Genomic DNA, 11,026 nt, shown 5'->3' with positions numbered 1-11,026 from the left:
CCCCGATCTCCGCCCGCCCACCGCTGCTGCCGCCCTCACCAACGGCGTTGATCAAGGAGTTTGTGTCCTGATCCGAGCTCTCCACGTCCGCAAACTCCTTGATCAACGGGGCGTTGCGCGGGAGGGCCGGGGGCCACCAGTGGGTCAGCCAGGTGGTTTCGGTGGGGGACGGGGGCGGGCCCAGCGTCTCCTCGCCGGTTCTCGGGTTCACCAGGAGGAGGCGCCAGCCTGCCTGGGTGTGGACCGCCACGTCCACCGGGACGTTGTCCAGCCATTCGGTGGCCAGGAGCAGGCCGGTGATGCCGTCGGGGATGTCGGTTCGCCAGTCGATCTCCGGAGGCAGGTCCGGCGGGCGGGTGGCTCGTTCCACTGCCACCGGGTGGATCCGGGCGGACAGCTCGGGTGCGGCCCGGGCCAGCAGGGCCCGGAGCAGTTCGCCCCGGCCCGCGCCCACGTCCACCACGTCCAGCCGGTCCGGGTGGCCCAGCGCCGCGTCCACCGCTTCGAGTTGCCGCAGCAGGCAGGCGGCGAAGACGGGTGAGGCGTGCACGCTCGTGCGGAAGTGCGCGGCTGGGCCGGCGCCGGAGACGAAGAACCCGTCCGGCCCGTACAACGCCTGCTCCATCGCGTCGCGCCAGCGCAGCGGGGTGGTCACCCGCCGACCCTACGGGACGTACCCGAAAGTGCGGTTTGCCCGCCACCGCAGCGGCCTCTTCGGGCGGCCGGTGAAGGTTTTCACACCTTCTTGTTTCCGGTCTGTCACCCGGGCGCATACTTGCCATCGACCGGTACCCCCTTCGAGGACTGGATCGCCGCCATGAGCGCACCGCTGCGCCACCGGGCCACCGCTGCCCCGCTCGTCTTCCCGCGTACCCTCGCCGTCGGCGTGCTGGGCGCCGGCCGGGTCGGCGCCACGCTGGGCGCGGCTCTCGCCGCCGCCGGCCACCGCGTGGTCGCCGCGTCCGGCGCCTCGGGCGCGACAGGGGCCCGGCTGGCGCTGCTGCTGCCCGAGACCCCGCACCGCGCCGCGTCCGAGGTGGCGCGTGCCGCCACCGACCTGCTGATCGTCGCCGTCCCCGACGACGCGCTCGCGGGCGTGATCGCCGACCTGGCCGCGAGCGGCGCGCTGCGCCCCGGCCAGGTGGTGGCGCACACGTCCGGCGCGCACGGGCTGGCCGTGCTGGCCCCGGCCGCCGAGGCCGGCGCCCGGCCGCTCGCGGCGGCCCCGGCGATGACCTTCACCGGTACGCCGGACGACCTGTCCCGCCTGCCCGGCATCTCGTACGGCGTGACCGCCCCGGCCGAGCTGCGCGCGTTCGCGGCCCGGCTGGTGGCCGACCTGGGCGGTGTGCCGGAGTGGGTCGGCGAGACCGACCGGCCGCTCTACCACGCGGCGCTCGCGCACGGCGCGAACCACCTGGTGACGCTGGTCAACGAGGCGTCGGACCGGCTGCGTGACGCCGGCGTGGAGCGGCCGGAGAAGGTGCTCGCCCCGCTGCTGCGGGCCGCGCTGGAGAACGCGCTGCGGTTGGGCGACGACGCGCTGACCGGCCCGGTGTCGCGGGGCGACGCGGGCACCGTACGCCGGCATCTGGACCGGCTGGCGCGGACCGCGCCGGAATCCGTACCCGCGTATCTGGCGTTGGCACGACGGACGGCGGACCGCGCCGTCGCGGTCGGCCGCCTGCGCCCGGCGGACGCGGCCGCCCTCCGGGACGTGCTGGACGGAATCGAGGTGGCGGCCTGATGGCCGAGGTGCTGCACACGCGCAAGGAGCTGGCGGCCGCCCGCGAGGCGATGACCGGCACGGTCGGCGTGGTGATGACCATGGGCGCGCTGCACGCCGGGCACGAGATGCTGCTGCGGGCCGCCCGCGAGCGGGCCGACCACGTCATCGTGACGATCTTCGTGAACCCGCTGCAGTTCGGCCCGAACGAGGACTTCGACCGCTACCCGCGCACGCTCGACACGGACCTGGAGATCTGCCGCCGGGTGGGGGTGGACGCGGTGTTCGCGCCGCCGGTGGCCGAGATGTACCCGGAGGGGCAGCCGACGGTACGGCTGAACCCGGGGCCGCTCGGCGAGGACCTGGAGGGTCTGAGCCGTCCCGGCTTCTTCCACGGCGTGCTCACGGTGGTCATGAAGCTGCTTCAGCTCACGCAGCCCGACCTGGCCTTCTTCGGCGAGAAGGACTACCAGCAGCTCACCCTGGTGCGCCGGATGGTCCGCGACCTCGACGTGCCGACCGAGATCGTCGGCGTGCCGACCGTACGGGAACCGGACGGCCTGGCCCTGTCCAGCCGCAACCGTTACCTGTCGGCGGCGGAGCGGGAGGCGGCGCTGAGCCTGTCCGTCGCGCTGCGGGCCGGGGCGGCGGCGGCCGTGCGGGGCGAGGACGCGGGCGCGGTGCTCGCGGCCGCCCACCGGGCCTTCGACAACCCGGCCGCCCGCCTCGACTACCTGGTGCTCACCGACACCGAGCTGGAACCCGGCCCGGTCGACGGGCCGGCCCGGCTGCTGATCGCGGCCTGGGTCGGCGCCACCCGCCTGATCGACAACACGGCGATCCACCTCGCGCCGCGTCCCTGACCCCACCACGAATGCGGAAAGGCACCCCGATGTTCCGGACCATGCTCAAGTCGAAGATCCATCGCGCCACCGTGACCCAGGCCGACCTGCACTACGTCGGCTCGGTGACTGTGGACGAGGATCTGCTCGACGCGGCGGACCTGCTCCCCGGCGAGCAGGTGGCGATCGTGGACATCACGAACGGCGCGCGGCTGGAGACGTACGTGATCCCGGGGCGGCGGGGCAGCGGCGTGATCGGCATCAACGGCGCCGCCGCGCACCTGGTGCACCCCGGTGACCTGGTCATCCTCATCTCGTACGGGCAGATGGACGACGCCGAGGCCCGCACGTACCGCCCGAAGGTGGTCCACGTCGACGCCGACAACAAGGTCGTGGACCTGACCGCCGACCCGGCCCGGGCCGCCCCCGGCACCGCAGGCGCCCCCGTCCCCAACCCCCTCGCCGCCTCTCCCCGTTGATCTTGCAGTCGCGGCCCCTCCGCCACCCCTTTCAGGCGGTTTGTCAGGGCGGTTAGTGCAAGATCGACGGGGCGGAAGAGCGGGGAACGCGGTCTGTCACCGGAAGGTCATTTTCGGCTACCCTGGGCGGACCGTCGGGGATCGACGGTCGTCGGCTGGGGGAGGCCGCGATGCGCCGTGCGATGAGCTTCCTGGTCGCCGCGATGGTCGCGAGCGCCGCTCTGACCGGCTGCGCCGGCACCGGCGGCCTGGACGGCGACCTCGCCGACGACTGGCCTGCGATGGCCGCACCCGGGCCGTTCACCCCGGCCGCAGAGGTCTGCCAGGTCGCCGACTTCATCCCGAGCGTCGGCCTGTCCGCGTACGCGCCGGTCGGCTGCGAACTGCCGCACCGGGTGGAGACCGTGCACGTCGGGGCGTTCACCGCCGACCGGCCCGCCCCGCCGGCGCTCGCCTCACCGGAGATGCGTACCGCGTTCGCCGACTGCGACAAACGGGCCAGCGGGTACGTGGGTGACGACTGGCGCGCCGGACGCCTCCGGCTGGCGGTGGCGGTGCCGACCGCCCTCGGCTGGACGGCCGGCTCCCGCTGGTACCGGTGCGACCTGACCGAGCTGACCACGGTCGAGGCGGCGGCCACCGTGGTCACCCGTACCGGCAGCCTGCGCGACGCGCTCAAGCCGCCCTCCCCGCTGCGGCTGGGTTGCCAGCGCACCACCCGGGAGGCGGGCCGGGTGCAGCGGCTCACCCCGGTCGACTGCGCTGTCGCGCACGACGCGGAGTTCGTCGGCGTGTGGGCCGCGCCGGACCGCCCGTACCCGAAGAAGCCGGAGGACTGGGTTCCCCTCTACGACGGCTGCTTCGCCGTGATCGCCCGCTACGCCGGGGTGCCCGCCGACGCGTTCCTGCGCTACCGCAGCGACGTGGTGGTCCGCCCGCCCGCCGCCGGTCGCTGGGCGGTCGGCGACCGGGGCGTGCGCTGCTACCTGTGGCTCAGCGACCGTACGGTGACCACCTCGCTCAAGGGCGCCGGACCGGCTGCCCTGCCGCGCCGGACGAGGTAGCCGAGGGCACTCGTCACGCCCCCCGCGCCCGAGCCGAGTTCGCTTCGGGTTGACTGTGCTCATGGACCTACCCACCGTCGACCTGCCGACGCTGCCCCGGCTGCTCGCCGCGCCCGCCCCCGGGTGGGTGGAGACGACAGACGTGATCGTGGTCGGCTCCGGCGTGGCCGGGCTGACCGCCGCGCTGCACCTGCGCGAGGCGGGTCTGCACGTCACTGTGGTCACCAAGGTCGACATGGACGAGGGTTCGACGCGCTGGGCGCAGGGCGGCATCGCCGCCGTACTGGACCCGGCGGACACGCCGGACGCGCACGCGTACGACACCGAGGTGGCCGGCGTCGGCCTCTGCGACCCGGCGGCGGTCCGCGCGCTCGTGGCCGAGGGCCCGACCCGGCTGCGCGAGCTGATGCGGATCGGGGCGGAGTTCGACCGCAACGCGGACGGGTCGCTGATGCTGACCCGGGAGGGCGGCCACCGCGCCGACCGGATCGTGCACGCCGGCGGTGACGCCACCGGCGCGGAGGTGCAGCGGGCGCTGCACGACGCGGTACGCCGCGACCCGTGGATCAGGCTGGTCGAGCACGCGCTGGTGCTGGACCTGCTGCGCGCCCCCGGCGACGGGCCGGGCGGGCTCGGCCCGGCCTGCGGCATCACGCTGCACGTGCTCGGCGAGGGCAGCGAGGACGGCGTCGGCGCGATCCTCGGCCGCGCGGTCGTGCTGGCCACCGGCGGGATGGGGCAGATCTTCGCCGCCACCACCAACCCGGCGGTGTCCACCGGCGACGGGGTGGCGCTGGCGCTGCGCGCCGGCGCGGCCGTCACCGACGTGGAGTTCGTGCAGTTCCACCCGACCGCGCTGATCGTGCCGCCCGGCGGGCCGGGCGCGGGGCTGGCCCAGCAGCCGCTGGTCTCCGAGGCGCTGCGCGGCGAGGGCGCGCACCTGGTCGACGGCGACGGCAAGCGGTTCATGGTCGGCCAGCACGAACTGGCCGAGCTGGCGCCCCGGGACGTGGTCGCCAAGGGCATCCACCGGGTGCTGCTCGCGTCCGGCGCGGACCACGTGTTCCTGGACGCCCGGCACCTCGGCGGTGACTTCCTGGCCCGGCGGTTCCCCACCATCGTCGCGTCCTGCCTGGCCATCGGCGTGGACCCGGCGACCGACCTGATCCCGGTCGCGCCGGCCGCCCACTACGCCTCCGGCGGCGTCCGGACCGACCTGCGCGGCCGTACCTCAATCCCCGGCCTGTACTCCTGCGGCGAGGTCGCCTGCACCGGCGTGCACGGCGCGAACCGGCTGGCCAGCAACTCGCTGCTGGAAGGGCTGGTCTTCTCCCGCCGGATCGCCGAGGACATCGCCGCCGGGCTGCCCGAGCAGGCCCGCCCGGCGGAGACCGGCGCCTGGATCGGCGGCCCGGGCGCGCTGGTGCCGGCGTCCGGCACGGCGGAACTGCAACGGGCGATGACGCGGGGCGCGGGCGTGCTCCGGTCGGCGCGGACGCTGGAGGCCACCGCCGCCGCGCTCACCGGGCTGGGCGCGGGGCGGGGCGTGCCGCGTACCGCCGACTGGGAGGCGACGAACCTGCTCACCGTGGCGTCGACGCTGGTCGCGGCCGCGTACGCCCGGCAGGAGACGCGGGGCTGTCACTGGCGGGAGGACTTCCCGACGGCCGACGAGCGGTGGCTGGGCCACCTGGTGGCCGAGGTGGGTACGGACGGCCGGGTGGCCGAGCGCTGGGAGGAGAAGCACTCATGAGGGAGTCGACGGAGCAGGCGCTGCGCGACGGTGGCCTGGACCCGGAGCGGGTCCGGCGGATCATCCTGGACACGCTGCACGAGGACCTCGGGCCCGACTTCCTCGACGTGACGAGCGTGGCCACCATCCCGGACGAGCAGCAGGACACGGCCGATCTGGTGGCGCGCGCCGACGGCGTGGTGGCCGGGCTGCCGGTGGCCGCCGCCGTGTTCGAGCTGGTCGCCGACGTGACCGGCGCCGGGCGTACGGTCGAGGTGTCGGTGGTGGCCCACGACGGGCAGCGGGTGGCGCGCGGCGACGTGCTGGCCACTGTGACCGGCCCGACCCGGCTGCTGCTGACCGCCGAGCGGACGGCGCTGAACCTGCTGTCCCGCATGTCCGGCGTGGCGACGCACACCCGGGCCTGGGCCGACGAGCTGGCCGGTACGAAGGCGACGGTGCTGGACACCCGCAAGACCACGCCGGGCCTGCGGGCGCTGGAGAAGTACGCGGTCCGGGCCGGCGGCGGCACCAACAAGCGGATGGGCCTGTACGACGTCGCCATGATCAAGGACAACCACAAGGTCGCCGCGGGCGGGATCAGCGCCGCGTTCCGCCGGGTCCGGGAGGCGTTCCCCGACGTCCCGGTGCAGGTCGAGGTGGACACGCCAGCCGAGGCGGTGGAGGCGGTCGAGGCGGGCGCGAAGTTCCTGCTGCTGGACAACATGACCCCGGCGCAGCTGCGCGAGGTGGTGGCGTCGGTGGGCGACCGGGCGGAGCTGGAGAGCACCGGCGGGCTGACGCTGCCGATGGCCGCCGAGTACGGCGCGACCGGCGTCGACTTCCTCTCCGTCGGCGCGCTCACCCACTCCTCGCCGATCGTGGACATCGCCCTCGACCTGCGCGACGTCTAGGCTGCCGCTGTGCTGCTCTGCATCGACATCGGAAACACGAACACCGTGCTGGCGACCTTCGACGGCGACAAGCTGGTGCACTCGTGGCGCATCAAGACCGACGCCCGCTCCACCGCGGACGAACTGGGGCTGATGTTCCGCGGGCTGCTCGCCGGTGACGCTGTGGAGATCACCGGGGTGGCCGCCTGCTCGACAGTGCCGGCCGCGCTGCGCTCGTTGCGCACCATGCTCGACAGGTACTACGCCGACCTGCCCAGCGTGATCGTCGAGCCCGGCGTCCGCACCGGCGTCCAGCTCGCCATCGACAACCCGAAGGAGGTGGGCGCGGACCGCGTGGTGAACACGCTTGCCGCGTACACGCTCTACGGCGGGCCGTCGATCGTGGTGGACTTCGGCACCACCACGAACTTCGACGTGATCAGCAGCCGGGGGGAGTTCCTCGGCGGGGCGTTCGCGCCGGGCATCGAGATCTCCTTCGACGCGCTGGCCGCCCGCGCCGCGCAGTTGCGCAAGGTGGAGGCGACCCGCCCGCGCTCGGTGATCGGCAAGAACACGGTCGAGTGTCTCCAGGCCGGGCTCTACTTCGGCTTCGCCGGTCAGGTGGACCGCATCGTCGAGCGGATGTCCGAGGAACTGGGCGGGGTCAAGGCGGTCATCGCCACCGGCGGCCTGGCGTCGCTGGTGCTCGGCGAGTGCCACACCATCACCCACCACGAGCCGATGATCACGCTGATCGGCCTGCGGATGGTCTACGACCGCAACACCTGAGGTGCAAGGAAGGGCCCCCTGTTAACGCCTCCGGTAGAGGAGGGGCCCCTTTTTAACGCCGCCGGGCCCGGAGCACCATCGTGCGGTAGGGCAGCTCGACCGTCTCCCGGCCGGCCAGGTCGGGGTGGGTGGCGAACAGCTCCGCCAGCTCCGCGTCCACCCGTCGCCGCTCGTCCGCGTCGGCGGTCAGCCAGAACGAGCGGGTGTGCAGCATGCTCACCACCTCGTCCGGCGTGAGCGTGGTCGCGTGGGCGAACTCGCCGATCTCGACAGCGGTGAAGGCGGCGCCGAAGTCCGCGTACCGCTGCGTCACGTCGCCCGCGTTGTCCCCGAGGTGCGCGATCCGGGTCAGCTCCGCCACCCACCCGACCCGTTCGTCCCGGATGTTCCAGACCGGCGCGAACGTGCCGCTCGGGCGCAGGACGCGCGCGGCCTCGGCGTGCGCCCGCTCCCTGTCGAACCAGTGGTAGGCCTGCCCGACCAGCACCGCGTCCGCCGACCCGTCCGGCAGCGGCACGGCCTCGGCGCTGCCCGCGAGCGCCGTCGTGCCCGGCGTGGCGGCGGCCAGTTGCGCCCGCATCCCCGGATCCGGTTCCACGGGTACGACCTGAGCCACCGTCCCGTCCGCGGTGAGCGCCAGCAGTCCCCGGGTGAGGATGCCGGTGCCCGCGCCGAGGTCGACCACCCGGGCGTCGTGCAGCCCGTCCAGTGCCCAGCGCAACGCGGCCCGGGGATAACGGGGACGGAACCGGTCGTACTCGGCCGCGGCGGCGCCGAACGAGAGCGCCGCAGTGGGGTCGGTCATGACGGGCAGGTTATCCCGTAACGGCCGCCAGGCCGCTTGAGTACGCTCATGTGCTGACCCCGCCGATGTTCCCAAGGCCTGAGGAAGCGTGCCGTGACCGAGCAGAACGCCCTGCCAGCAGACCCCGCCGACGACCTTCCCGAGCAGATGAAGGTCCGCCGGGAGAAGCGGGACCGGATGCTCGCCGAGGGCACCGAGCCGTACCCGGTGGGTTTCCCGCGCACCACGACGCTCGCGCAGCTGCGCGAGCGCTACGCCGACCTGCCCACCGACACCGCCACCGGCGACCGCGCCTCGGTCACCGGCCGGGTGATCTTCATTCGCAACACCGGCAAGCTCTGCTTCGCGACCCTTCGCGACGGTGACGGCACCGAACTCCAGGCGATGCTCTCGCTGGACCGGGTCGGGCCGGAGCGGCTGGCGGACTGGAAGCGCCTGGTCGACCTCGGCGACCACGTCGGCGTGACCGGCGAGGTGATCACCAGCCGGCGCGGCGAGCTGTCCGTGCTGGCCGAGGAATGGGCGGTGACCGCCAAGGCGCTGCGCCCGCTGCCGGTGGCGCACAAGCCGCTGAGCGAGGAGTCCCGGGTCCGCCAGCGCTACGTGGACCTGGTGGTCCGCCCGCAGGCCCGGCAGATGGTCCGCACCCGGGCCACCGCCGTCCGCAGCCTGCGGGACACGCTGCACGGGCAGGACTTCATCGAGGTCGAGACCCCGATGCTGCAACTGCTGCACGGTGGCGCGGCGGCCCGCCCATTCGTGACCCACAGCAATGCGCTCGACACGGATCTGTATCTGCGAATCGCGCCGGAACTGTTTCTCAAGCGCGCGGTGGTCGGTGGCGTCGACCGCGTCTTCGAGATCAACCGTAACTTCCGTAATGAGGGCATCGACTCTTCGCACTCGCCGGAGTTCGCGATGCTGGAGGCGTACCAGGCGTACGGCGACTACGACACGATGGCCGAGCTGACCCGAAATCTCGTACAGCAGGCCGCGATCGCGGTCGCCGGATCGACCGTGGTGACCCACGCCGACGGGCGTGAGTTCGATCTGGGCGGCGAGTGGCGCTCGGTGACACTGTTCGGTGTCCTTTCCGAAGCGCTCGGTGAGGAGGTCACCGTCCGCACCGAAAGGGCACGGCTGGTCGAGTACGCGGACAAGGTCGGTCTCTCCGTAGACCCGAAGTGGGGACCGGGCAAGCTGGCCGAGGAGTTGTTCGAGGAACTCGTGGTGCCGTCGCTTCAGGCGCCCACGTTCGTCCGCGACTACCCGGAGGAGACCAGCCCGCTGACCCGGGCCCACCGCAGTGAGCCGGGCCTGGCCGAGAAGTGGGACCTGTACGTGCTGGGATTCGAGCTGGGTACCGCGTACTCGGAGCTGGTCGACCCGGTCGTGCAGCGGGATCGGCTGGTCGCCCAGGCGCAGCTCGCGGCGCGCGGCGACGACGAGGCGATGCGGCTGGACGAGGATTTTCTCCGAGCGATGGAGTATGGAATGCCGCCGTCCGGTGGCATGGGAATGGGAATCGACCGCCTGCTGATGGCGCTGACCGGGCTGGGAATTCGGGAAACGATCCTGTTCCCGTTGGTCCGGCCGGAGTAGGCGCTCCCGCAAAGCTTCTCCGGCTCGTTACCCCGTCCTATTGACGGAACAAGCGCCGGACGGGTTATTGTGCTCTTGCGAGTATTGCAGGAGCAGCACCCTGCTCGAAAGGAATGTGGGACGTGGCCAAGCAGATCATTCACAAGCTGGTCGATGACCTGGACGGCGGGGACGCTGACGAGACCGTCAAGTTCGCGCTCGACGGCGTGCAGTACGAGATCGACCTCTCCGCATCCAACGCGGAGAAATTGCGTGACGTATTCGCGCCGTACATCGCGAACGGAACGAAGGTCGGTCGCGGGGGTGTGGTCGTGGGTGGCCGGGCCGCTCGGGGCCGGGGCGGCGCGACCGCCGACCGCGAGCAGAACCGGGCCATCCGCGAGTGGGCCAAGAAGGCCGGCAAGGACATCTCCGACCGGGGCCGGATCCCGCAGGAGATCGTGGACGAGTACCACGCGAAGGCGGGGCACTGACCCCACCTTCGTCACGGGCGACGCGACGCCGGGCCGGAGTGCGACTCCGGCCCGGCGTCGCCGTTTCCGCCCCGTTGTCACGGTCGCGGCCGGCGTCCCGCCGAGTGGCGGATGTCCGATCCGCCTGGCCGCGAGGCGGGTTGGGTTGGGGTGGGGTGGGGTGGGAAGAAATCTCCACCCGGGGAAGTTGTCCACAGGCGGTGGAGATTCCGTCCACAGGTTGTGGACAACCGCGGCGGGTGTGTGACGCCGCCCAGGTCTGCTCGGCCGGCCCTCTGCCGCCGGTCGAATTTCGCTCTGCGCGTACAGGCAGGGGTCCCGGAACACCTCCTGAGCGTGGACGGTTGTCTGAAACGACGTCGGAACGAGCATTCGCGGGGCCACACGACCTCAGCGGAGACGGTCCGCGGCGATAGAGTAAGGAGGCACGGACGCCCGTCCCGGACGTCCGCGCACCGGCCCCGCCGAGATCTGACCATCAAGGCGCACGGCACGTGAGGAGCACGAGGGCATGTTCGAGCGGTTCACCGACCGAGCGCGACGGGTTGTCGTCCTGGCCCAGGAAGAGGCCCGGATGCTCAACCACAACTACATCGGTACGGAGCACATCCTGTTGGGCCT

Annotated in this window: 12 protein-coding genes; 10 read left to right on the top strand and 2 right to left on the bottom strand. The window is 72.8% G+C overall.

The annotated features are described in order from the left end of the window. Positions 1–625: SAM-dependent methyltransferase (locus BAW75_RS04175; protein WP_244206006.1), on the bottom strand; the 625-nt coding region annotated here is incomplete at its 3' end. 192 nt (positions 626–817) lie between these two features. On the opposite strand from BAW75_RS04175, the gene BAW75_RS04170 reads away from it, so the two are divergent. The 7 genes from BAW75_RS04170 (at position 818) to BAW75_RS04140 (ending at position 7,525) form a co-directional block, all read left to right on the top strand. Beyond that, positions 818–1,747, top strand: coding sequence for a Rossmann-like and DUF2520 domain-containing protein (locus BAW75_RS04170; RefSeq protein ID WP_104112705.1), 930 nt, complete (start codon positions 818–820; stop codon positions 1,745–1,747). Continuing rightward, complete coding sequence (gene panC / locus BAW75_RS04165; protein WP_104112704.1) at positions 1,747–2,589, top strand: pantoate--beta-alanine ligase; 843 nt, start codon at positions 1,747–1,749, stop codon at positions 2,587–2,589. The genes BAW75_RS04170 and panC overlap by 1 nt, the downstream gene beginning before the upstream one ends. Before the next feature lie 29 nt (positions 2,590–2,618). After that, complete coding sequence (gene panD, locus BAW75_RS04160) at positions 2,619–3,047, top strand: aspartate 1-decarboxylase (protein WP_104112703.1); 429 nt, start codon at positions 2,619–2,621, stop codon at positions 3,045–3,047. 170 nt (positions 3,048–3,217) lie between these two features. Continuing rightward, positions 3,218–4,111 (top strand): septum formation family protein, encoded by an 894-nt coding sequence (locus BAW75_RS04155; RefSeq protein WP_064446773.1) that lies wholly within the window; start codon positions 3,218–3,220, stop codon positions 4,109–4,111. 61 nt (positions 4,112–4,172) lie between these two features. Further along, a complete protein-coding gene (locus BAW75_RS04150; RefSeq protein ID WP_104112702.1) occupies positions 4,173–5,864 on the top strand; it encodes an L-aspartate oxidase in 1,692 nt (563 codons plus the stop codon). Beyond that, a complete protein-coding gene (gene nadC / locus BAW75_RS04145; RefSeq protein ID WP_104112701.1) occupies positions 5,861–6,757 on the top strand; it encodes a carboxylating nicotinate-nucleotide diphosphorylase in 897 nt (298 codons plus the stop codon). Before BAW75_RS04150 ends, nadC begins: the two co-directional genes overlap by 4 nt. 9 nt (positions 6,758–6,766) lie before the next feature. Then, positions 6,767–7,525: a type III pantothenate kinase gene (locus tag BAW75_RS04140; protein ID WP_030504826.1), complete on the top strand. Its 759-nt coding sequence runs from the start codon at positions 6,767–6,769 to the stop codon at positions 7,523–7,525. A gap of 52 nt (positions 7,526–7,577) precedes the next feature. On the opposite strand, the gene BAW75_RS04135 is transcribed toward BAW75_RS04140, so the two are convergent. After that, positions 7,578–8,330 (bottom strand): class I SAM-dependent methyltransferase, encoded by a 753-nt coding sequence (locus BAW75_RS04135; RefSeq protein WP_104112700.1) that lies wholly within the window; start codon positions 8,328–8,330, stop codon positions 7,578–7,580. A gap of 93 nt (positions 8,331–8,423) precedes the next feature. Here BAW75_RS04135 and lysS point away from each other — a divergent pair, with 93 nt between their 5' ends. The 3 genes from lysS to BAW75_RS33405 form a co-directional block, all read left to right on the top strand. After that, positions 8,424–9,932: a lysine--tRNA ligase gene (lysS, locus tag BAW75_RS04130; RefSeq protein ID WP_043327915.1), complete on the top strand. Its 1,509-nt coding sequence runs from the start codon at positions 8,424–8,426 to the stop codon at positions 9,930–9,932. Between the two features lie 122 nt (positions 9,933–10,054). Then, positions 10,055–10,405 carry a histone-like nucleoid-structuring protein Lsr2 gene (locus tag BAW75_RS04125; protein WP_166457523.1) on the top strand — a complete coding sequence of 117 codons (351 nt, stop codon included), beginning with the start codon at positions 10,055–10,057 and terminating at the stop codon, positions 10,403–10,405. A gap of 511 nt (positions 10,406–10,916) precedes the next feature. Further along, positions 10,917–11,026 (top strand): Clp protease N-terminal domain-containing protein (locus tag BAW75_RS33405; protein ID WP_146074793.1); only part of this gene is annotated, 110 nt, incomplete at its 3' end.

It is taken from the genome of Micromonospora chalcea (genome assembly GCF_002926165.1).
Lineage (GTDB): Bacteria > Actinomycetota > Actinomycetes > Mycobacteriales > Micromonosporaceae > Micromonospora > Micromonospora chalcea.
Note: the sequence above shows the minus strand (reverse complement) of the source record. Positions and strands in the feature narration are given on the sequence as shown.